Origin of the sequence: Pseudomonas sp. AAC, assembly GCF_000725445.1 — a bacterium.
Taxonomy (GTDB): Bacteria; Pseudomonadota; Gammaproteobacteria; order Pseudomonadales; family Pseudomonadaceae; genus Pseudomonas; species Pseudomonas citronellolis.
The window spans coordinates 65,385-87,116 of the sequence record NZ_KL647095.1; the positions used below are offsets into that span (position 1 = coordinate 65,385).

Annotated in this window: 17 protein-coding genes and 1 pseudogene; 13 read left to right on the forward strand and 5 right to left on the reverse strand. The window is 68.1% G+C overall.

The window, feature by feature from the left end:
* Positions 1-32: 32 nt before the first annotated feature.
* Entirely contained in the window at positions 33-521 is a 489-nt protein-coding gene (gene dadR, locus FG99_RS05975) for a transcriptional regulator DadR (RefSeq protein WP_009614106.1), read from the reverse strand.
* A gap of 163 nt (positions 522-684) precedes the next feature.
* On the opposite strand from dadR, the gene FG99_RS05980 reads away from it, so the two are divergent.
* From FG99_RS05980 to FG99_RS06020, 9 genes are all read left to right on the forward strand, one after another.
* Entirely contained in the window at positions 685-3,243 is a 2,559-nt protein-coding gene (locus FG99_RS05980) for an intermembrane phospholipid transport YdbH family protein (RefSeq protein WP_043268130.1), read from the forward strand.
* An 18-nt stretch (positions 3,244-3,261) separates the two neighbouring features.
* Positions 3,262-3,453: a YnbE family lipoprotein gene (locus FG99_RS05985; RefSeq protein ID WP_043268133.1), complete on the forward strand. Its 192-nt coding sequence runs from the start codon at positions 3,262-3,264 to the stop codon at positions 3,451-3,453.
* An 11-nt stretch (positions 3,454-3,464) separates the two neighbouring features.
* Positions 3,465-3,809: a YdbL family probable chaperone protein gene (locus tag FG99_RS05990; RefSeq protein WP_009614101.1), complete on the forward strand. Its 345-nt coding sequence runs from the start codon at positions 3,465-3,467 to the stop codon at positions 3,807-3,809.
* Between the two features lie 352 nt (positions 3,810-4,161).
* Complete coding sequence (dadA, locus tag FG99_RS05995; RefSeq protein ID WP_043268135.1) at positions 4,162-5,457, forward strand: D-amino acid dehydrogenase; 1,296 nt, start codon at positions 4,162-4,164, stop codon at positions 5,455-5,457.
* Positions 5,432-5,785: a RidA family protein gene (locus tag FG99_RS06000; RefSeq protein WP_043268137.1), complete on the forward strand. Its 354-nt coding sequence runs from the start codon at positions 5,432-5,434 to the stop codon at positions 5,783-5,785. Before dadA ends, FG99_RS06000 begins: the two co-directional genes overlap by 26 nt.
* A 112-nt stretch (positions 5,786-5,897) precedes the next feature.
* A complete protein-coding gene (gene alr, locus FG99_RS06005; RefSeq protein WP_043268139.1) occupies positions 5,898-6,977 on the forward strand; it encodes an alanine racemase in 1,080 nt (359 codons plus the stop codon).
* 168 nt (positions 6,978-7,145) lie between these two features.
* Entirely contained in the window at positions 7,146-7,694 is a 549-nt protein-coding gene (locus tag FG99_RS06010; protein ID WP_043268141.1) for a cupin domain-containing protein, read from the forward strand.
* A gap of 158 nt (positions 7,695-7,852) precedes the next feature.
* A complete protein-coding gene (locus tag FG99_RS06015) occupies positions 7,853-8,278 on the forward strand; it encodes a c-type cytochrome (RefSeq protein ID WP_009614092.1) in 426 nt (141 codons plus the stop codon).
* A gap of 666 nt (positions 8,279-8,944) precedes the next feature.
* Positions 8,945-10,783 (forward strand): acetyl-CoA hydrolase/transferase C-terminal domain-containing protein, encoded by a 1,839-nt coding sequence (locus FG99_RS06020; RefSeq protein WP_156060060.1) that lies wholly within the window; start codon positions 8,945-8,947, stop codon positions 10,781-10,783.
* Between the two features lie 72 nt (positions 10,784-10,855).
* Here the strand turns inward: FG99_RS06020 and FG99_RS06025 are convergent, their stop codons facing one another.
* Together FG99_RS06025 and rep are read right to left on the reverse strand one after the other, a co-directional pair.
* Positions 10,856-11,428, reverse strand: a complete 573-nt coding sequence (locus FG99_RS06025) for a xanthine phosphoribosyltransferase (protein WP_043268145.1) — start codon at positions 11,426-11,428, stop codon at positions 10,856-10,858.
* 317 nt (positions 11,429-11,745) lie between these two features.
* Positions 11,746-13,755, reverse strand: a complete 2,010-nt coding sequence (rep, locus tag FG99_RS06030; RefSeq protein ID WP_043268147.1) for a DNA helicase Rep — start codon at positions 13,753-13,755, stop codon at positions 11,746-11,748.
* 231 nt (positions 13,756-13,986) lie between these two features.
* Here rep and FG99_RS06035 point away from each other — a divergent pair, with 231 nt between their 5' ends.
* Complete coding sequence (locus tag FG99_RS06035) at positions 13,987-15,708, forward strand: putative bifunctional diguanylate cyclase/phosphodiesterase (protein ID WP_009614084.1); 1,722 nt, start codon at positions 13,987-13,989, stop codon at positions 15,706-15,708.
* Here FG99_RS06035 and FG99_RS06040 read toward each other — a convergent pair.
* Positions 15,609-17,077: pseudogene (locus FG99_RS06040) on the reverse strand (NorM family multidrug efflux MATE transporter). The gene FG99_RS06035 and the pseudogene FG99_RS06040 overlap by 100 nt on opposite strands.
* Positions 17,078-17,214: 137 nt before the next feature.
* Here FG99_RS06040 and FG99_RS06045 point away from each other — a divergent pair.
* The 3 genes from FG99_RS06045 to FG99_RS06055 all read left to right on the forward strand — a co-directional run bounded on the left by FG99_RS06045 (position 17,215) and on the right by FG99_RS06055 (position 20,627).
* On the forward strand, positions 17,215-18,135 hold the full coding sequence (locus tag FG99_RS06045; protein WP_009614080.1) for a LysR substrate-binding domain-containing protein: 921 nt from the start codon (positions 17,215-17,217) through the stop codon (positions 18,133-18,135).
* A gap of 179 nt (positions 18,136-18,314) precedes the next feature.
* Positions 18,315-19,367: an HAD family hydrolase gene (locus FG99_RS06050; protein WP_043268152.1), complete on the forward strand. Its 1,053-nt coding sequence runs from the start codon at positions 18,315-18,317 to the stop codon at positions 19,365-19,367.
* 207 nt (positions 19,368-19,574) lie between these two features.
* Positions 19,575-20,627: a hypothetical protein gene (locus FG99_RS06055; RefSeq protein ID WP_043268154.1), complete on the forward strand. Its 1,053-nt coding sequence runs from the start codon at positions 19,575-19,577 to the stop codon at positions 20,625-20,627.
* Positions 20,628-20,649: 22 nt separating this feature from the next.
* On the opposite strand, the gene FG99_RS06060 is transcribed toward FG99_RS06055, so the two are convergent.
* Entirely contained in the window at positions 20,650-21,462 is an 813-nt protein-coding gene (locus tag FG99_RS06060; protein WP_043268156.1) for a TlpA disulfide reductase family protein, read from the reverse strand.
* Positions 21,463-21,732 lie beyond the last annotated feature (270 nt).

The window sequence follows — 21,732 nt, forward strand, 5'->3', positions numbered from 1 at the left end:
GGAAGCCGTAAAAACTCGACAAGCTGTTGCGATCAGTCGGGAATCGGCAGGGTCAGGCTCTCCTTGACCTCTTCCATCACGATGTAGCTCTTCGACTCGCGCACGTGGGGCAGCTTCAGCAGGATGTCGCCGAGCAGCTTGCGGTAGGAGGCCATCTCCGAGATGCGCGCCTTCACCAGGTAGTCGAAGTGGCCGGACACCAGGTGGCATTCCAGCACGTGGGGCAGCTTGAGCACGGCGCGGCGGAAGTCCTCGAAGGTGTCGCCGGACTTGTAGTCCAGGCTGATCTCGACGAACACCAGCAGGCTGGCCTTGAGGTACTGCGGGTTCAGCCGGGCGTTGTAGCCCATGATGATGCCTTCGCGCTCCAGGCGTCGCACCCGCTCGGTGCAGGGGGTGGTGGAGAGGCCGACGCGCTCGCCCAGCTCGGTGAAGGAAATGCGCCCTTCTTCCTGGAGGATGCGCAGGATGTTGCGGTCGATCTTGTCCAGTTCGCGGCGGCTTTGGTGCTGGGTTCTCATGGAGGCTGCTCGGGGGCGGTGCTTATGGTTGGTGATTGTCGCCAAATATAGACGTTAAGCCAGTGGATATCACTGCCCCTTGATCTTCTGCGGGCACGCCGCCAGCCTGTTCCCAGGTCCGCGCCGGATGCGCGGGCCTTCCACTTCGCCGCCGGAGCCTGGCATGCGCTCGACCCGTACCCGAATCCTGCTGTTGCTGGCGCTGCTCATCGCGCTGTTCGCCCTCTGGGCGGGGCAGGCCTGGCAGCGGCTGCTCGCGGAGCAGGGCATCGCCGGCCTGGACTGGCAGGGGCCGGGCATTTCATTGGACGGTCTGACACTGCAACGGCTGGCCGTAACGCGGGAAAAGTCCGCTTCGCACCTGGAAATCCAGGCCGATCAGCTGCGCCTGGGCTGGCCGCGGCGTATCGACGGGCGCTGGCGCCTGGGTGGCCTGGAGCTACAGCGCTTGCGCGTGGGTTCCTGGCCCGCCGCCGCGACCACGGAAGAGGCGGGGGAATGGCCGACGCCCGACCAGGTGGGCCTGTGGCTCGGCCTGCTGCCGCAGCGGGCCGTCCTGCAGCACGCCGAGTTCGAACTGCCTTGCGCCGGACAGCAGCGCTGCACCCTGGTCGGCAGCCTGCACTGGCAGCAGTTGCCCGGCAATGCCGCGTCCCTGGCCGCCGAACTGCAGCAGGGCGCTCAGCGCCTGGCCCTCGACGGCACCCTGCGCCCGGAACAGGACGCCTGGCGGCTGGAGCTGAAGGTCGATCTGGATGGCGAACGCCTGGCCGACCTCGACGCCAGCTGGGCGCCAGCCGAGCGCCACTGGCGCGGCAGCCTGGCCAGCCCCGGCGTACCGCCACTGGACGCCGTGCGCGCCTGGCTGGCGCCCTGGTTGCCGACACCTACCCTGCCGGTCTCCCTACCCGAGGCCGGACGCCTGCGCCTGAGCTGGGACAGCACCCTGGGCGGCGACGGCCCCTGGCCGGACTGGCCCGCACTGCGCGACAGCCTGGGCGAACTGGAACTGGCCATGCAACTGCCGCAGCCCTGGCCGCTGCCGGGCCTGGGCACCTTGCAGGGCGACCTGCAACTGCAGGCGGCCGCGACCGCGCCGGGGCAGTGGCGGCCGCGGGTGCTGGACGGCGACCTCTACCTGGCCGACCTCTACGGCGACTGGCTGCAGGCGCTACCGGTGGGCCTGCGCCCGGCCAACCTGCGCCTGGGCCTGCAACCCGACGACAGCGCCCCCGGCGCGGTACGCCTGGACCTGCGCGGCAAGGGCGCCAGCGACCTGCGCCTGCAAGGCGTGCTGGCGCTGGTGGAGGGTGAAGCCTTGTCGCTGGCCCTGAGCCAGGCCCGCTTGCAGGCCCAGGTGCCGGACCTGCAACTGCCCGGCCTGCGCCTGGGCAAGGCGGCGCTCGACCTGCCGCTGGACGGCGAGATTGGCCAGGCCTCGGCCAGCCTGCGCCTGGGCAAGGGCGCCAAGCTGAGCCTGGGCAGCCTGACCGGGCCCCAGGGGCTGAAGGCCGCCAAGCTCGGCGCGACGGCGGACAAGGCCAGCCTGGCGCTGGGCTACGCCGCCGGCCAGCCCTTCAGCCTGGGCTTCGACGGCGCCGTGCAACTGTCGGTTTGCGAGCTGCGCCAGGCGCACCTCAAGCCGCTCGCCTGGAGCTACCGGGGCCAGCTCGGCGCCGGCCTGGCGCAGCAGCAGCTCAAGGGCCGGCTGCAGAACAGCGGCGGCCTGGCCGCCGACGTCGAGTTGCGCCACCAGGCCGACGGCAGCCTGGAACTGACGGCGCAGTTGCCGGAATTCTTCCTGCGCAGCGGCAACCCGCTGGCGGCCAGCCTGGCCGACTGGCCGGCGCTGCTCAGCCTGAACAACGGCCGCCTGCAGGCCCGCGCGCAGTGGCGCCTGCCGCCGGGGCAGGGCGCCCAGCTGCTGGACCTGACGCTGAACGGCCGGGGCCTGGAAGGCGTCTACGACCGCAGCGAGATCCACGGCCTGGACGGCGAGGCGAAGCTGCAACTGCGCGGCTCGCAACTGACGCTGCAGTTGCCCGGCCTGCGCGTGGAGCAGCTCAATCCCGGCGTGCTGCTCGGGCCCCTGCAGTTCCAGGGCGGCTACAGCGCCAGCCTGGGCCAGCCGCTGGCCGGCCGCCTGGACTGGCGCCAGGCCGAGCTGAAGCTGTTCGGCGGCCGCGCCTGGCTGGACGCCGGCACGCTGCAACTGGCCCGCGAAAACCCCGCGCAGAGCCTGCATCTGCAAGGCGTGCTGCTGGAGGAAATCCTCAAGGCCTATCCCGCCGAGGGCCTGGCCGGCAACGGCATTCTCGACGGTGAGCTGCCGCTGCTGCTCGGCCCGGGCGGGCTGCGCATCCAGGGCGGCCAGGTCGCCGCGCGGCAGCCGGGCACCCTGCAGTTCCGCTCGGAGAAGATCCGCGCCCTCGGCCAGAGCAACCCGGCCATGCAACTGGTGGCGACCATGCTCGACGACTTCCGCTACGAGCGCCTAGCCAGCCGCGTGGATTATGCTGAGGGCGGCCGCCTGCTCCTGGCCCTGGCCATCAGCGGCCGCAACCCGGCGCTGGAGCAGGGGCGGCCGGTGAACCTCAACGTCAACCTGGAGGAGAACATCCCGGACCTGCTGACCAGCCTGCAGCTGAGCGACCGGGTCAGCGACACCATCCGCAAGCGCGTGCAGGAACGCCTGCGCAACCAGCCACCTGCCGCGCCCTGATCGCAAGGAGAACACCGCATGCGCCCATGCGCACTCATCGCCGTCCTGACCCTGCTCGGGCTCAGCCAGGGCTGTACGCCGACGGTACAGCTGGCGGCGCCCAAGGAGCCGATCAACATCAACCTCAACGTGAAGATCGAGCACGAGATCTACATCAAGGTCGACAAGGCCCTGGATGGCATCATCAACGAGAACAGCGGTCTGTTCTGAGGAGCTTCTAGATGACACTGCGCAGCAAACTCGGCGTCGCCCTGCTGGCCCTTTGCGTCAGCCTGCCGGCCCTGGCCATGAGCCTGGAGCAGGCCATGTCGGCCCTGGGCGGGGCCAAGGCCCAGGGCCTGGTCGGCGAGCAGCCCGACGGCTACCTCGGGGTGGTCAGCAACAGCGGCCAGGCGGCGGACATCGCCGCCCAGATCAACGCCGCGCGCCGCGCCGAGTACCAGAAGGTGGCCGGCCAGAGCGGCGCCAAGCTCGGCGACGTGGAAGCCCTGGCCGGCAAGAAGGCCATGGACCGCACCCCGTCCGGGCAATACATCCAGCTCAATGGCAAGTGGGTACGCAAGTAAGGGGATTTCCCTGGCGCCGCCGCCTGTCGGGCGGCGCCTGCGACCCGCCGTCGCGGCAGCGCTTATTCCTGCCGGCCCCGGCCCTGGCGGGAGTAAATCCCGCGTTCGCCGAAGCGCGCCGAATTAGTTGCTGAAAACCGCGATCCGACATACTTGTATGGCTATGGATTTTTCAGGTGTTTTTGCTGGTTGTCTGGTGGATGCGCCTCCGTGAAAGGCGTTTTCACCAAGAATTTCCTTCAATTACCGCTTGTTAAATAGTGATTATTTCTGCGGTCGAATTCCTATACTGCGCGCAACTGACGTTCAAAATAAGAAACGTCGCGTGCCCCACGCGACGTGGGAGGCAGCGATGCGCGTTCTGGTTCTCGGCAGCGGTGTGATCGGCACCGCCAGTGCTTACTATCTGGCCCGTTCCGGCTTCGAAGTGGTGGTGGTCGACCGCCAGCCCGGCCCGGCCCTGGAAACCAGCTTCGCCAACGCCGGCCAGGTTTCCCCCGGCTACGCCTCGCCCTGGGCCGCCCCGGGCATCCCGCTGAAGGCCATGAAGTGGCTGCTGGAGAAGCACGCGCCGCTGGCCATCAAGCTCACCGGCGACCCCAGCCAGTACGCCTGGATGTGGCAGATGCTGCGCAACTGCAACGCCGCCAGCTACGCGGTGAACAAGGAGCGCATGGTGCGCCTGTCCGAGTACAGCCGCGACTGCCTCGACGAACTGCGCGCCGAAACCGGCATCGCCTACGAAGGCCGCACCCTGGGCACCACCCAGCTGTTCCGCACCCAGGCCCAGCTCGACTCCGCCGCCAAGGACATCGCCGTGCTGGAAAGCTCCGGCGTGCCCTATGAAGTCCTCGACCGCGCCGGCATCGCCCGCGTCGAGCCGGCCCTGGCCAAGGTGGCCGACAAGCTGGTCGGCGCCCTGCGCCTGCCCAACGACCAGACCGGCGACTGCCAGATGTTCACCACCAAGCTGGCCGAACTGGCCCAGGGCCTGGGCGTGGAGTTCCGCTTCAACCAGAACATCCAGCGCCTGGACTTCGCCGGCGACCGCATCAACGGCGTGTGGATCGATGGTCAACTGGTCACCGCCGACCACTACGTGCTGGCCCTGGGCAGCTACTCGCCGCAGATGCTCAAGCCGCTGGGCATCAACGCCCCGGTCTACCCGCTCAAGGGCTACTCGCTGACCGTGCCGATCACCAACCCGGACATGGCGCCGACCTCGACCATCCTCGACGAGACCTACAAGGTCGCCATCACCCGCTTCGACCAGCGCATCCGCGTCGGCGGCATGGCCGAGATCGCCGGTTTCGACCTGTCGCTGAACCCGCGCCGCCGCGAGACCCTGGAAATGATCACCACCGACCTCTACCCCGAGGGCGGCGACGTCAGCCAGGCGACCTTCTGGACCGGCCTGCGCCCGGCCACCCCGGACGGCACCCCGATCGTCGGCGGCACCCGATACCGCAACCTGTACCTGAACACCGGCCACGGCACCCTGGGCTGGACCATGGCTTGCGGCTCGGGCCGCTACCTGGCCGACCTGATGGCGAAGAAGCGCCCGCAGATCAGCACCGACGGCCTGGACATTTCCCGCTACAGCAACGCCTCGGAGGCTCAGAATGGCCATCCAGCGCCTGCACACTAATGGCCGCATGAGCCAGATCGTCGTCCACAACGGCACCGTCTACCTGGCGGGCCAGGTGGGCGACGACATGGCCGCCGGCGTCGAGCAGCAGACCCGCGAAGTCCTGGCCAGCATCGAGCGCCTGCTCGAAGAGGCCGGCACCGACAAGACGCGCATCCTCTCGGTGACCATCTACCTGAAGGACATCGACGCGCACTTCGCCGGCATGAACGCCGTCTGGGACCAGTGGCTGCCGCAAGGCACCGCCCCGGCCCGGGCCACCGTGGAGGCCAGGCTCTGCGAGCCGGAGATCCTGGTGGAGATGTCGGTGGTCGCGGCCCTGCCGTAAACCCTTTGCGTGGGGCCTGGTCGGATTGCCAGGCCTTTTTTTGCTTCACGGCCTTCGTCGGTGCGGGTTCGCCCGCGGCTGTGCCGTACCCGAATAACAGAGAGTTCCCGCCATGCGTCCAGCCCGTGCCCTGATCGACCTCCAGGCCCTGCGCCACAACTACCGCCTGGCCCGCGAAGTCAGCGGCGCGCGTGCGCTGGCGGTGGTCAAGGCCGATGCCTACGGCCACGGCGCGGTGCGCTGCGCCAAGGCCCTGGAGGCGGAAGCCGACGGCTTCGCCGTGGCCTGCATCGAAGAGGCCCTGGAGCTGCGCGAAGCCGGCATCCGCGCGCCCATCCTGCTGCTGGAGGGCTTCTTCGAGGCCAGCGAACTGGAGCTGATCGAGCGCCATGACTTCTGGTGCGTGGTGCACTCGGCCTGGCAACTGGAGGCCATCGAGCGCGCCCGCCTGGCCAAGCCGCTGACGCTGTGGCTGAAGATGGACTCGGGCATGCACCGCGTCGGCTTCTTCCCGCAGGACTACGCCGCCGCCCTGGCGCGCCTGCAGGCCCTGCCGCACGTGGCCAAGGTGGTGCTGATGAGCCACTTCGCCCGCGCCGACGAGCTGGACTGCGCACGCACCGAAGAGCAGGTCGCCGCCTTCGAGGCCGTGCGCGCCGGCCTGGGCCAGCCCTACGAGGTCAGCCTGCGCAACTCCCCCGGCATCCTCGGCTGGCCGAGCGTGCCCAGCGACTGGGTGCGCCCGGGCATCATGCTCTACGGCGCCACCCCCTTCGAACAGGCCCAGCCGCTGGCCGACCAGCTGCGCCCGGTGATGACCCTGGAGTCGAAGATCATCGGCGTGCGCGAACTGCCGGCCGGGGAGCCGGTGGGCTACGGCGCGCGCTACGTCGCCGAGCGCCCGGTGCGCGTCGGCGTGGTCGCCATGGGTTACGCCGATGGCTACCCGCGCCATGCGCCGGACGGCACTCCGGTGTTCATCGACGGCCAGGCCAGCCGCATCATCGGCCGGGTGTCCATGGACATGCTCACCGTCGACCTCACCGACCTGCCCGGCGCCGGCCTGGGCAGCCGCGTCGAGCTGTGGGGGCCGAACGTCCCGGCCAGCCAGCTCGCCAGCCTGTGCGGCAGCATCCCCTATCAATTGTTCTGCAACCTCAAGCGCGTACCGCGGGTCTACAGCGGCGACTGAGCGACGAACTGCGTAAAGTTTGCGCAGTATCCGAGGCCGATCTGTTGTAAATACTGAACGGTGTTGCCATGATACGGGCACTTCGGAACCCGCTCGCCGCAAGGCGCAGGCGGGTTCCGCCCGTTAGAGCCTGGCAGAACAAGAAATAAGATAAGGAGGACCCCACCCTTGGACGTTGGCGCTCGCCTGCAAGCCATCCGTAAACTCAAAGGGCTGTCCCAGCGTGAACTCGCCAAGCGCGCGGGCGTCACCAACAGCACCATCTCGATGATCGAGAAGAACAGCGTGAGTCCGTCGATCAGCTCCCTGAAGAAGGTGCTGGGCGGCATCCCCATGTCCCTGGTGGAGTTCTTCTCCCTGGACATCGAGCAGGACAGCAACACCCAGGTGGTCTACAAGGCAGACGAACTCAGCGACCTGTGCGACGGCGACATCATCATGAAGCTGATCGGCAAGGCCTATCCCAGCCGCGCCATCACGCTGCTCGACGAGACCTACCCGCCAGGCGCCGACACCGGCGACGACATGTACTCCCACGAAGGCGAGGAGACCGGCGTGCTGGTCGAAGGCCGCCTGGAGCTGACCGTCGGCGACGAGGTGTACGTCCTCGAAAGCGGCGACAGCTACTATTTCGACAGCACCCGCCCGCATCGCTTCCGCAACCCCTTCGATGCGCCGGCGAGGCTCATAAGCGCGACCACTCCGGCAAATTTTTAGAGGCGGCGGAGCCGCCTGCGACCGTATGACGCAAGGCCCTCGCGGGCCCTGCAATTGTTTCAGACGCGCGCTCTTCCGTTATACTTGCGGCCGCCCGCGCTACCTAGACTGCGATGGAAACCGTGCCCGGGCGTACAAGCCACGATGAGGGTAAAAGGGTGAACCTGATAAAGAAAATCCTGGTGGCCCAGGCCGCCGTATTGGCCCTGATGGCCGCTGGCGCCCAAGCCACGACCAATGACGACATCGCCAAGCGCCTGGAACCGGTGGGCAAGGTCTGCGTCCAGGGCAAGGAGTGCGAAGGCGTCGGCGCTGTCGCTTCCGCCGGAGGTGGCGGTGCGCCGCGTTCGGGCGAAGAGATCGTCGGCAAGGTCTGCACCACCTGCCACGGCACCGGCCTGCTGGGTGCGCCCAAGGTCGGCGACAAGGGCGAGTGGGGCAAGCGCGCCAAAGAGCAGGGCGGCCTCGATGGCCTGCTGGCCAAGGCCATTTCCGGCATCAATGCCATGCCGCCGAAAGGCACCTGCGCCGACTGCTCGGACGACGAGCTGAAGGCTGCCATCAAGCACATGTCCGGCCTCTGAGCCACGGGCTGGCAGGAAAAGCCGATTACGGGCCGATGCTGTCCGCTCAAGAAAGAATGCCGTTTCTCTGGTTGGGGAAACGGCATTTTTCATAGGGGGTGGGGCTGGGGCTTGGCTTGCAGAGTGGGGCCTTGGCTCCGCGCGTCGATCCCCACCCCCTCATGCTCGCGAACAGACTCCGCTGCGGGGCTCATTCGCGAGCAAGCTCGCTCCTACGCCACCCCACCCACGCCATTCCCCTGTAGGAGCGCGCCCTGCGCGCGAATCGCGGGCAGGGCGCGCTACGGTGCCAGGAAGCACGGCTTTTCGTAGGATGGCGTTGAGCGAAGCGATACCCATCAGCGCAACCGCATGGGTTTCGCAAGCTCAACCCATCCTACGAAAAGCACCTCGACGCAGGCAGTTGCTCCTACGGTTACAGGAAGCGCGGGCGGAGCGGACTTTGTCCGCGATTGGATTTACCGGCCACGCCGGACGCCCCGGTGGCGCGAACGGCCCCCTCCGCTGAACCGCCGCGCCACTTGAATGAAAAGGCGCCGGAGCCTCCCCGCCGGTTTCCGGTCCAAACTTGGACAGGCAACCACGGAGGATCGCACCTTGGCGCACCACTGCACCCTCGACGAAGCCGTCGACCACCTGCTGGCCGGACTCGATGGCCCGATCCGCCTGGGCCTGCCGTTGGGCCTGGGCAAGCCCAATCACCTGGTCAACCTTCTCTACCGGCGCCTGGGCGAGCAGCCGGCGCGCCAGTTGACGCTCTACACGGCGCTGTCGCTGGGCCGGCCTCAGGCCGGCAGCGAGTTGCAGCGGCGCTTTCTCGAACCCTTCGTCGAACGCCTGTACGGCGACTACCCGGAGCTCGACTACCTGCGCGACCTGCGCCAGGGTAGCCTGCCGCCGAACGTGCGCGTCGAGGAGTTCTACCTGCAGCCGGGCAGCCTGCTGGACAGCGCGCCGGCGCAGCAGAACTACATCAGCTGCAACTACAGCCACGTCGCCCGCGACCTCGACGCCAAGGGCATCAACGCCGTGGCCCAGCTGGTCGCCCGCGATCCGGCGCGGCCCGGCAGGCTGAGCCTGGCGTGCAACCCGGACATCACCCTCGACCTGCTGCCCATGCTGCGCCGCCGCCGCACGGCCGGCGAGCGCATCCTCTGCATCGGCGTGGTGCACCGCGACCTGCCGTACATGCCGGGCGACGCCGAGGTCGACGAAGATATCTTCGACCTGCTGGTGGAACAGCCGGCGGACACCAGCACGCTGTTCTCCATGCCCTACATGCCGGTGGGCTGGCAGGACCACTGCATCGGCCTGCACGCCAGCGCTTTGGTGCGCGACGGCGGCACCCTGCAGGTCGGCATCGGCGCCATGGGCGATGCGGTGACCTCGGCGCTGCTGCTGCGCCAGCGTGACAACACCGCATACCGCGCGCTGCTCGCCGAACTGGAGATCGCCGAGCGCCATGCCGGGCTGATCGACCGCGAAGGCGGCTTGGGCGCCTTCACTCAGGGCCTCTACGGTTGCAGCGAGATGTTCGTGCCGGGCCTGCTGGACCTGGCCGAGGCCGGCGTGCTCAAGCGGCAGGTTTATCCACAGGCGCAGCAGCACCGCGCGGACGCCGACGGCGTCTGGCTGCACGCTGGCTTCTTCCTCGGCCCGCAGGCCTTCTACCAGCGCCTGCGCGAACTGCCGGCCGAGCGCCTGGCCGGCATCGCCATGACCGGCATCGGCTTCGTCAACAACCTCTACCGCGACGAGGAACTCAAGCGCCTGCAGCGCCGCGACGCGCGCTTCATCAATAGCGCCTTCACCGTCACCCTGCTTGGCGCCGGGGTGGCCGACCAACTGGAGGACGGCCGCGTGGTCAGCGGCGTCGGCGGCCAGTACAACTTCGTCGCCCAGGCCCACGAGCTGCACGGCGGGCGCTCCATCCTGCTGCTGCGCAGCTGGCGCGAGAGCGGCGGCGAGGTCAGCTCGAACATCGTCTGGAGCTATGGCCACACCACCATCCCGCGGCACCTGCGCGACATGGTGGTGACCGAGTACGGCATCGCCGACCTGCGCGGGAAGAACGATGCCGAGGTGATCGAAGCGCTGCTGGCCATCGCCGATTCACGCTTCCAGGACGGCCTCATCGCCGAGGCCAAGGCGGCGGGCAAGCTGCCGGCGGATTTCGAGCTGGACCGGCGCCACCGCGACAACCTTCCCGAACGCTTGCAGACGCTGTGCGCACAACACCGCGAGGCCTTGCCGGAATACCCGCTGGGTTGCGATTTCACCCCGGAAGAGCGCGACCTGCTGCGGGCGCTGACCTGGCTGAAAAGCAAGCTCCGGCTCAGCGAGATCCTCGAACTGGGCAAGGCCACCCTGGACGCGCCGGAACCGGAGGCCTTCCCGGCGCACCTGCAACGCATGGGCCTGGAGCGTCCCGAAGGGCTGCGCGAAGAGCTTTACCAGCGGCTGATCCTGGCCGGCCTGCACGCCACCCGGGACGGCTTTATGTAGGCGCGAACGAAGGGCACGAAAAAAGGCGGGAACCCTTGCCAGGCGCCCGCCTTTTTCGCAGCGCAGCCTAGATCAGTCGAGGAACTCGACCTCGCCGCCGGCCAGGGACTTCACCCGGGCCAGGGATTCGACGCGGTAGCCTTCGTTTTCCAGCAGCTTGCGGCCGTCCTGGAAGGACTTCTCGATGACGATGCCCAGGCCGGCGATGCTCGCCCCGGCCTGCTGGATCAGGTCGATCAGCGCCTTGGCGGCGTGGCCGTTGGCGAGGAAGTCGTCGATCACCAGCACGTGGTCGGCGGCGGTCAGGTGCCGCGCGGAGATGGCGATGGTGCTCTCGGTCTGCTTGGTGAAGGAGAACACCTTGGAGATCAGCAGGTCGTTCTTCAGCGTCAGCGACTGGAACTTGCGGGCGAAGATCACCGGGATGCCCAGCTCCAGGCCGGCCATGACCGCCGGGGCGATGCCCGAGGCCTCGATGGTGACGATCTTGGTGATGCCCTGGCCCTTGAAGCGTTCGGCGAACTCGTGGCCGATCTGCTTCATCAGCAGCGGGTCGATCTGGTGGTTGAGGAAGGCGTCTACCTTGAGGACCTGGTCGGAGAGGACGACGCCTTCGCTGCGGATTTTGTCTTTGAGGGTGTTCAATTGAGGGCTTCCTGGCGGAGCTGGGGCCGCTGATGAAGCGCGCAATTCTACCTCGTAAGCGCCGGCCTGCGCGACCTTCCGACAAAAGAAGAAGCTGATCGGATGGACAGCTTCCGCTGGCCGTCGCCGTGGCATTCCATTGTAGGAGCGCGCCCTGCGCGCGAATCGCGGGCAGGGCCCGCTCCTACAGGTTGGCGGTGCATTTCCCGTCCGTGCCAGCATCGTAGGATAGGTTGAGCGAAGCGATACCCATCGCCACGACCGCATGGGTTTCGCAAGCTCAACCCATCCTACGAAGAGCGCGTCGGCGCGCAGGCTCAGCGCTTGAGCAGCGCGCGGATGTCCGCCAGGGCCGCGTTGCCCTTGGCCGCCTTGACCTCCACCGGGGCGTCTTCCTGGCCTTCCCAGACCAGGTCTTCCGGCGGCAGCTCGTCGAGGAAGCGGCTCGGCGAGCAGTCGATGATCTCGCCGTACTGCTTGCGCTTGGCGGCGAAGGTCATGGCCAGGTTCTTCTTCGCCCGGGTGATGCCGACGTAGGCCAGGCGCCGCTCTTCCTCGATGCTGTCGGCCTCGATGCTGGAGCGGTGGGGGAGGATTTCCTCCTCCACGCCGAGAATGAACACGTAGGGGAATTCCAGGCCCTTGGAGGCGTGCAGGGTCATCATCTGCACGCCGTCGGCGCCTTCCTCTTCCTCCTGCTGGCGTTCGAGCATGTCGCGCAGCACCAGCTTGGCGATGGCCTGCTCGATGGTCATGTCGCCGTCCTCGTCGCGCTCCAGGGTGTTCTTCAGCGCCTCAATGAGGAACCAGACGTTGCCCATGCGGAAGTCGGCGACCTTGTCGCTGGAGGCGTTCTGCCGCAGCCAGTTCTCGTAGTCGATGTCCATCACCATGCTGCGCAGCGCGCCGATCGGGTCTGAGCCCGCGCACTGCTCGCGGACCTTGTCGATGAAGCGCTTGAAGCGCTGCAGGCGCTCGACGAAGCGTGCGTCCAGGTGCTCGGCCAGGCCCAGCTCGCCGCTGGCGGCGAACATCGAGCAGCCGCGCTCGGTGGCGTAGTTGCCGAGCTTCTCCAGGGTCGCCGAGCCGATCTCGCGGCGTGGCACGTTGATCACCCGCAGGAAGGCGTTGTCGTCGTCCGGGTTCACCAGCAGGCGGAAGTAGGACATCAGGTCCTTCACTTCCTGGCGGGCGAAGAAGCTGGTGCCGCCGGACAGGCGATAGGGAATCTGGTGGTGCTGCAGCTTCAGCTCGATCAGCTTGGCCTGGTAGTTGCCGCGGTAGAGGATGGCGAATTCGCTGTAGGGCCGCTGGGTCTTCAGGTGGATGGTGAGGATTTCCATGGCCACCCGCTCGGCCTCGGCCTCCTCGTTGCGGCAGCGGATCACCCGGATCGGGTCGCCTTCGCCCATCTCGCTCCACAGCTGCTTTTCGAACACGTGGGGGTTGTTGGCGATGAGCACGTTGGCGCACTTGAGGATGCGGCTGGTGGAGCGGTAGTTCTGCTCCAGCATCACCACCTTCAGCGAGGGGAAGTCGTCCTTGAGCTGCATCAGGTTTTCCGGGCGCGCGCCGCGCCAGGCGTAGATCGACTGGTCGTCGTCGCCGACCACGGTGAAGTGCGCGCGCTGCTGCACCAGCAGCTTCACCAGCAGGTACTGGCTGGCGTTGGTGTCCTGGTACTCGTCCACCAGCATGTAGCGCACGCGGTTGCGCCACTTCTCGAGGATGTCCGGGTTGTCCTGGAACAGCTTCACCGGCTGCAGGATCAGGTCGTCGAAATCCACCGCGTTGTACGCGCGCAGGGTGCGCTGGTAGTGCAGGTAGACCATCGCGGCGGTCTGTTCCTTGGGGTTGCGCGCCTTGGCCAGGGCCTCCTCGGGCAGGACCAGGTCGTTCTTCCAGCCGCCGATCAGGTTCTTGATCTCGTCCAGGCCGTCGTCGCCGGAATACTCCTTCTGCATGATGTCCGTCATCAGTGCCTTCACGTCGCTCTCGTCGAAGATCGAGAAGCCGGGCTTGTAGCCCAGGGCGGCGTATTCCTTGCGGATGATGTTCAGGCCCAGGTTGTGGAAGGTGGAGACGGTCAGGCCCTTGCCTTCGCCGGGGCGCAGCAGGGTGCTGACGCGTTCCTTCATCTCGCGCGCGGCCTTGTTGGTGAAGGTGACGGCGACGATGTACTGGGCGCGGATGCCGCACTGCTGGACCAGGTAGGCGATCTTGCGGGTGATCACGCTGGTCTTGCCGGAGCCGGCGCCGGCCAGCACCAGCAGGGGGCCGCCGACGTAGTTCACGGCCTCTTGCTGCCGGGGGTTGAGTCGGGACATGGTTCGGGAAGGGTATCGATGGCGAAGCGGGCGGCCATTCTACCAGCCCCGCCCGGGGCTGCGGAAAAACGGCGATCTGTGACGCCGTCGCGCTTCGCCGTTTTGGATAAATTCATACTTGTATTAGGCTTGTGGCTGCATTAGTTGAAGAAAACTCTGAAGAGTTTCTTGGTTCTGCGCCGACAGACGGCATCGTCCGGGCGCTGGAACGCCAATCCGGATGGCCGGGGCATGGGATGGCGCCCGGGGCATTCCTTTTCTTTTCATGGGGGTCGCTTGGCTGCGTCGGTCGAGTCCACGCGCCTGCTCCTGCTGGCTGAAACGCCGCAGTGGGCCCAGCTGCTGCGCGAGCATCTCGCCGCGCTGGGCAACGCTTATTCGCTGATCACCGCGCCTTCCTGGGAGTCCGCCCGCAGCCTGTTCGACGAGGACGAGGTCGGCCTGGTGCTGGCCACCCCCGGCAAGCTGCCCTCGCGGGACAACTGCCGGCTGCCGATCATCCTGCTGCTGGAGCGCGAGCCCGCGCAGACGCCCGCCGGCGTGGCCGACTGGCTGACGCCGCAACTGAGCAGCGAGGTGCTGCGCCGTTCCCTGCGCTACGCCCGCGAGCGCAGCGGCCTGGAGGCCACTTTGCAGCGCCTGGCCGAGCAGGACCCGCTGACCGGCATCGCCAACCGCCAGGGCTTCCAGACCTTGCTGGCCGCGCAGCTGGACGAGTTCCAGGGCCGCGGCCTGGCCCTCGGCCACCTCGACCTGGACAACTTCCGCCACGTCAACGACGCCCTCGGCCACCAGGCCGGCGACCGCCTGATCCTGCAGGTGGTGGCGCGCCTGCGCTCGCACCTGGAGCACGGCGACCGCCTGGCGCGCCTGGGCAGCGACGAGTTCGCCCTGCTGCTGGACACCCGCCGCGACCCACGGCGCGCCGAGCGCCTGGCCGAGCGCATCGTCGAAGTGCTGGGCGAGCCCTACTGGGTGGAAGGCGAGAGCCTGCTGCTGGGCTGCAGCCTGGGCCTGGCCCATGCCCGTTCCGGCGACAGCGCCGACGCCCTGATGTGGCACGCGCACATCGCCATGCAGCAGGCCAAGATGCGCCAGGGCTGCACCTTCCATCTCTTCGACGAGCGCATCAACCGAGGCGCGCGCAGCCTGGCCGAACTGGAAAGCGAACTGCGCCGGGCCCTGCGCCGCGACGAACTGGAACTGCACTACCAGCCGCGCCTGGACCTGGAGAGCGACACCATCGTCGGCCTCGAGGCCCTGGTGCGCTGGCGCCACCCCAGCCGCGGGCTGCTCACCCCGGGGGATTTCGTGCCCCTGGCCGAGGAGAGCGGGCTGATCGTGCCGCTGGGCTACTGGGTGATCGCCCGCGCCCTGCGCGACATGCAGTGGCTGCTCGGGCGCGGCCTGCCGCCGCTGCACATGGCCATCAACCTGTCGTTCCGCCAGTTCCAGGACAGCCAGCTGCTGCCCACGCTGCAACGGCTGATCGCCGAGCGCGGTGTGGATGCGCGCTGGCTGGAATTCGAACTCACCGAAACCGCCGTGATGCGCCGCAGCGAGCAGGTCCTGCAGACCATGCAGACGCTGGGGCAACTGGGCGTGCGCTTCTCCCTGGACGACTTCGGCACCGGCTTCTCCTCCTTCGTCCACCTCAACAGCCTGCCGATCACCCTGCTGAAGATCGACAAGAGCTTCGTCGGCGGCATGTCCGAGCGCGCCGAGAACCGCCAATTGGTGCGGGCCATGATCAACCTGGCGCACAACCTCAACCTGGAGGTGGTCGCCGAGGGCGTGGAAAGCGCCGACCAGCGCCAGCTGCTGCGCCAGTTCGGCTGCGACCAGGTGCAGGGCTACTGGATCAGCCGCCCGCTGCCGTTGCCCGAGCTGGCGCGCTTCCTGGTGTTCGGCGCCGGACGCGCGCTCAGGCAGCAGGACCCGGTCGGCAACTGAAGCCCGGTTCCGCCATCGGCTGCAGCAGCCGCGCGGTGCGCGCCTCGAAGGCCAGGCACAGGCCCAGCGCGGTGCACGCCAGCCCCGCCGCCAACCCCCACCAGACACCGTGCGGGCCCCAGCCGAAGGGGAAGGCCAGCAGCCAGGCCAGCGGCACGCCCGCCAGCCAGTAGCCGGCCAGGCCCACCAGGAAGGTGGTGCGGGCATCCTTGAGGCCGCGGATGGCGCCCATGGCGATGCTCTGCAGGCCGTCGAACAGCTCGAACCAGGCGGCGATCGCCAGCAGGCTCACGGCCAGTTGCACCACCGCCTGGTTGGCCGGTTGCTCGAGGTCCAGGAACAGGCCGATGACCTGGCGCGGCGCCAGCCAGAACAGCAGGGCGAAGGCGAACATGCACAGCGCGCCGAAGCCGATGCCCACCCGCCCGGCGCGGCGCGCCTCGTGCAAGCGGCCGGCGCCGTAGTGCTGGCCGATGCGGAAGGTCACCGCGTAGGAAATCCCCACCGGCACCATGAAGGCCAGGTACACCGACTGGATGGCGATCTGGTGCGCGGCCAGCGCCGTGGTGCCGATGGCGCCCATGCACAGGGTGGCCACGGCGAACATGCCCGACTCCACCGCGTAGGTGCCGCCGATCGGCAGGCCCAGGCGCAGCGTCTCGGCGATCTCCCGGCGCTGTGGCCGGCCCAGGCCGCGCAGCAGTGGGTAGCCGGCGTAGGCCGGGTGCCAGCGCAGGTACAGCGCGAGGATCAGCGGCAGCAGGTTCATGACGATGGCGGTGACCAGGCCGATGCCGGCCAGGCCCAGGCGCGGCAGGCCGAACCAGCCGTCGAGGAAGGCATAGTTCAGGCCCAGGTTGGCCAGCGCGCCGAGCGCGCTGATGGCCATCACCGGGCCGGGGCGCTCGATGGCGCTGGTGAAACCGCGCAGCACCATGAAGGCCAGGTAGCCGGGCAGGGCGAAGAGAATGCTGTGCAGAAAACTCATGGTGCCGTGCACCGTCGCCGGCGCCTGGCCGAGGATCAGCAGCAGTGGCTCCAGGTTCCACAGCAGGGCGCCGGCGAGCAGCGCCAGGCCCAGGCCGACCCACAGCCCCGCCTGGGTGACGGCGGCTGTGCCGGCGCGGTCGCGCGCGCCATGGCGGATCGCCACCAGGTTGCCGGTGGCCGCCACCACGCCGCTGCACACGGTGGAGACGAAGGCGTAGGTGGAGGCGCCCAGGCCCCCGGCGGCCAGGGCGTCGGGGCCGAGCTTGCCCATCATCAGGGTGTCGGTGAAGACCATGGCGACATAGGCCAGTTGGGCGGCGATCAGCGGCCCGGCCAGGCGCAGGATGGCCTGCAGTTCGGTGCGGTAGGGGGTGGGCATGGCATGAGTCTGGTTTGGGCGGCGCCTGGCGTCTCCCGGGTTCATCGATTCGCCCATTCTGGTGGGCCGCCCGGCCTTCCCACAAAAGGAAAAAAGCGATGCAATGCATGAGTCAGACTCATGCCTGAAGGCCCGCCATGCCCCGTCGCCTGCCCCCGCTCTATGCCCTGCGCGCCTTCGAGGCGGCCGCCCGGCACGCCTCCTTCACCCGCGCCGCCGAGGAACTGGCCATCACCCAGAGCGCGGTGAGCCGCCACGTGCGCACCCTGGAGGAGCACTTCGACTGCCAGTTGTTCCAGCGCCAGGGCCGCCAGCTGCGCCTGACCGAGCCGGCGCGCCTGCTGTTGCCGGGCTTGCGCGATGGCTTCGACGCCCTGGAGCGCGCCTGCGCAAGCCTGCACAGCGACGAGGACGTGCTGCGCCTGAAGGCGCCCTCGACCCTGACCATGCGCTGGCTGCTGCCGCGCCTGAGCATCTTCCGCATGGCCAACAGCGATATCGAGGTGCAGCTGACCAGCGCCTGGATGGACGTCGACGAGGTGGACTTCGCCCGCGAGCCCTTCGACTGCGCGGTGCTGCTCGGCGCCGGGCGCTTCCCGGCGGAATGGGAGAGCTGCCTGCTGTTCCCCGAGTGGCTGATCCCGGTCGGCGCCCCGCAATTGCTCGACGATGGCCCCTGGGACGTCGAGCGGCTGGCCGCCGCGGAGCTGCTGCACCCCACGCCGGACCGCCGCGACTGGCGCCGCTGGCTGCAGCGCGTGGGCCTGGAGGAGCAGGTGTCGCTCAAGGGCGGCCAGGTGTTCGACACCCTGGAGCTGGGCATAGTCGCGGCCACCCGCGGCTACGGCCTGTCCATCGGCGACCTGGTGATGGTCGCCGAGGACGCCGCCGCCGGCCGCCTGGCCCTGCCCTGGCCCTGTGCGGTGGCCAGCGGCGAGAGCTACTACCTGGTCTGGCCCAAGGCGCGGCGGCAGCAGGAGCGCCTGCGTCGTCTGAGGGATTTTCTTCTGGCCGAAGTCAGCGCAATGCGACTGCCGCAGGTTGAAATTCTGGAGTAGGTTGTAGGGCGTTTCCGCGGCCCCTGCGACTGGAGCGCGCATGCGACGCCCGACCGTCTGTCTGGCCCTTTGCCCCCTTGCTACGGTCGTGGCGGAGGGGAAACGCCCGGCCATCAACGATGGGCCAAAGCCCGTGTCGCCGCGCCTTCCCCGCCATTCGCAACCGGGGGGAACATTCGATGAAAACCTATGGACTACTGTTCGGCATCCTGCTGCTCGGCGGCCTGGCCAACGACGCCGTGGCCGCCACCGAGCTCAAGCACTGGCCGGAGTCCGCGGCGAAGCAGCTCGACGCGCTGATCGCGGCCAACGCCAACAAGGGCGCCTACGCCGTCTTCGACATGGACAACACCAGCTACCGCTACGACGTCGCCGAGGCGTTGCTGCCGTACCTGGAGAACAAGGGCGTGCTGACCCGCGACAAGCTCGACCCTTCGCTGAAGCTGATCCCCTTCAAGGACCTCAAGGGCAAGAAGGAGAGCCTCAACAGCTACTACACGCGGCTCTGCGAATTCGACCACCGCGTCTGCTACCCCTGGGCCGCACAGGCGCTTTCCGGCCTGACCCTGCGCGAACTCAAGGGCCACCTCGACGCCATGATGGCGAGCGGCAAGCCGGTCAAGAGCGACTACTACGACGGCGACACCCTGCGCACCGTCGAGGTGCAGCCGCCGCAGCTGTTCACCGGCCAGCAGGAACTGTTCAAGCGGATGATGGAGAACGGCATCGAGGTGTACATCCTCACCGCCTCCCACGAGGAACTGGTGCGCATGGTCGCCAGCGACCCGAAGTACGGCTACAACGTCAAGCCGGAGAACGTCATCGGCGTCAGCACCCTGCTCAAGGACCGCAAGACCGGCGCAGTGACCACCGCGCGCCGGCAGATCAGCGAAGGCAAGTACGATCCCGAGGCCAACCTGGACCTCGAATTCACCCCCTACCTGTGGACCCCGGGCACCTGGATGGCCGGCAAGACGGCGGCCATCCAGACCTACATCGACCCGTGGAAGAAGCCCATCCTGGTCGGCGGCGACTCGCCCAGCAATGACGGCCACATGCTGTTCCACAGCACGGCGGACGACGGCATGCGCCTGTGGGTGAACCGCAAGGCCAAGTACATGGACCAGCTCGAAGGCATGATCAAGAAGAACGCCGAGGCCCAGGCCAAGCTGGGGCAGCCGGTGCGCGCCGACAAGAACTGGCTGGTGGTCACGCCCGAGGAGATTCTCTGAGCCGGCGGCGGGCGGCGCCCCCTGCGCTGCCCGCCGCTTCCAGGCATGCCCTGTCGCTCCTGGCCAAGTCCTGGCGCGCAGGCAACGCCCGAGGTCGCGTTCATCGCAGGACTGCAACACGGCTTTGCTAGGGTGAATGCTGGACTAGTCCAGGGAGCGGCCCGCGCCGGGTCCTTCCACCCACAAGATCACCTCGGGGGAAACCAGATGAAACCCATGCGCACCCTGCTCGCCGCGCTGCTGCTCGGCGGCCTGGCCAGCAGCGTCTTCGCCGCCACCGAACTCAAGCACTGGCCGGAACCGGCCGCCAAGCAGCTGGACGCCCTGATCGCGGCCAACGCCAACAAGGGCGCCTTCGCCGTCTTCGACATGGACAACACCAGCTACCGCTACGACCTGGAAGAGTCGCTGCTGCCCTTCCTGGAAATGAAAGGCGTGCTGACCCGCGAGAAGCTGGACCCTTCGCTGAAGCTGATCCCCTTCAAGGACGTGGGCGGCCGCAAGGAAAGCCTGAACAGCTACTACTACCGCCTCTGCGAGGTCGACGACCTGGTCTGCTACCCCTGGGTCGCCCAGGTGTTCTCCGGATTCACCCTCAAGGAACTCAAGGGCTACGTCGACGAGCTGATGGCCTATGGCAAGCCGATCCCCAGCACCTACTACGAGGGTGACGCGGTCAAGACCATCGAGATCAACCCGCCGAAGGTCTTCACCGGCCAGCAGGAGCTGTACAACAAGCTGATGGAGAACGGCATCGAGGTCTACGTGATGACCGCCGCCCACGAGGAACTGGTGCGCATGGTCGCCAGCGATCCGAAGTACGGCTACAACGTGAAGCCGCAGAACGTCATCGGCGTCACCACCCTGCTCAAGGACCGCAAGACCGGCGCGCTGACCACCGCGCGCAAGCAGATCGGCGAGGGCAAATACGATCCCAAGGCCAATATGGACCTGGAGATCACCCCCTATCTGTGGACCCCGGCGACCTGGATGGCCGGCAAGCAGGCCGCCATCCTCACCTACATCGACCAGTGGAAGCGGCCCATCCTGGTCGGCGGCGACACCCCCAGCAGCGACGGCTACATGCTGTTCAACGGCACCGCCGAGAACGGCGTCCACCTGTGGATAAACCGCAAGGCCAAGTACATGGACCAGCTCGACGGCATGATCAAAAAGAACGCCGAGGCCCAAGCCAAGCTGGGGCAGCCGGTCACCGCGGACAAGAACTGGGTGATAGTGACGCCGGAGCAGATCCAGTAGCGCGGGCTCGGCCGGCCCCGGCTCAGCGCCGGGGCTCGGCCAACTGGTGCAGGCCGTGCTCCAGGCTGGCGGCGGACAGCTCGCCCATGTGGCTGTGGCGCAGGCGGCCGTCGGCGGCGTAGAAGAAGGTGGTCGGCATGCCGTAGGCGCCGGTGGCCTGGCCGAGCTGGTTGCCGAGGTCGAGCAGGACTTCCCTGGGCTTCAGGTTCTGGCTGGCGAGGAAGCTGGCGATGGCTTCGGCCGGTTCGCCCTGGTTGACCAGTACGAAGCGCACGTCCGGGCGCGCCTGCTGGGCGGCTTCCAGCACCGGCATCTCGCGGCGGCAGGGCGGGCACCAGGTGGCCCAGAGGTTGACCACCAGCGGGCGGCCGTCCAGTTGGCCGAGGCTCACCGGGCGGCCCTGCAGGTCGCTTAGCGCCAGGGCCGGCAGTTGCTGGCCGCGGTCCAGGGCGGAGACCACCGCCTTGCCGCCACCCCAGACGCAGATACCAGCCGCCAGGGCGATGGCCAGCGGCCGGCGCAGGCTGTTGCGGCGCCAGGCCAGCCAGGCGCCGAGCAGGGCCGCGGCGAGGGCGCCTGGCCAGGCGAGGAAACCGCCGTCGCGGATGTCCAGCATGCTCCAGGGGGCCGCTGCGTATTGCCCGGCGTAGCGCGCGACGAAGGCCAGGCGCGCCACCAGCAGGCCGGCCAGGAGCATGGCGAACAGCGCGCCCTCGGGGTTGCTGCCGCGCCTGCGTCCGGCCAGCCAGCCGCCCAGCAGCGCGGCGAGGAAGCCCAGGTAGAGCAGGGCCTGGGGCATGGGAATGGCGAGCGGGCCGAGGATCAGGCTGGTCATGACGGTCTCCGGAAGGCAGGCCGCGAGTATCGCAGCCCCGTGCCGGTGGGCGGGAGCAGTGCTGTGGATAAATGTTTCGATTGTGCCTTGTCGCCCGGCACGGTATTTCCCTGTAGGAGCGCGCCCTGCGCGCGAATCGCGGGCAGGGCCCGCTACCCCCGCCGGCAAACCACCCCGTAGGATGGTGTTGAGCGAAGCGATACCCATCACCGCGGCAGCATGGGTTTCGCAGGCTCAATCCATCCGTTGAGACGCACCTTGGTGCAGCCG

Coding starts and splice junctions, on each gene's coding strand:
- dadR (WP_009614106.1), bottom strand. CDS start 521: ATGAGAACCCAGCACCAAAGCCGCCGCGAACTGGACAAGATCGACCGC.
- FG99_RS06045 (WP_009614080.1), top strand. CDS start 17,215: ATGCCCCGTCGCCTGCCCCCGCTCTATGCCCTGCGCGCCTTCGAGGCG.
- FG99_RS06000 (WP_043268137.1), top strand. CDS start 5,432: ATGGCCATCCAGCGCCTGCACACTAATGGCCGCATGAGCCAGATCGTC.
- rep (WP_043268147.1), bottom strand. CDS start 13,755: ATGTCCCGACTCAACCCCCGGCAGCAAGAGGCCGTGAACTACGTCGGC.
- FG99_RS06055 (WP_043268154.1), top strand. CDS start 19,575: ATGAAACCCATGCGCACCCTGCTCGCCGCGCTGCTGCTCGGCGGCCTG.
- dadA (WP_043268135.1), top strand. CDS start 4,162: ATGCGCGTTCTGGTTCTCGGCAGCGGTGTGATCGGCACCGCCAGTGCT.
- alr (WP_043268139.1), top strand. CDS start 5,898: ATGCGTCCAGCCCGTGCCCTGATCGACCTCCAGGCCCTGCGCCACAAC.
- FG99_RS05985 (WP_043268133.1), top strand. CDS start 3,262: ATGCGCCCATGCGCACTCATCGCCGTCCTGACCCTGCTCGGGCTCAGC.
- FG99_RS06035 (WP_009614084.1), top strand. CDS start 13,987: ATGGGATGGCGCCCGGGGCATTCCTTTTCTTTTCATGGGGGTCGCTTG.
- FG99_RS05980 (WP_043268130.1), top strand. CDS start 685: ATGCGCTCGACCCGTACCCGAATCCTGCTGTTGCTGGCGCTGCTCATC.
- FG99_RS05990 (WP_009614101.1), top strand. CDS start 3,465: ATGACACTGCGCAGCAAACTCGGCGTCGCCCTGCTGGCCCTTTGCGTC.
- FG99_RS06060 (WP_043268156.1), bottom strand. CDS start 21,462: ATGACCAGCCTGATCCTCGGCCCGCTCGCCATTCCCATGCCCCAGGCC.
- FG99_RS06050 (WP_043268152.1), top strand. CDS start 18,315: ATGAAAACCTATGGACTACTGTTCGGCATCCTGCTGCTCGGCGGCCTG.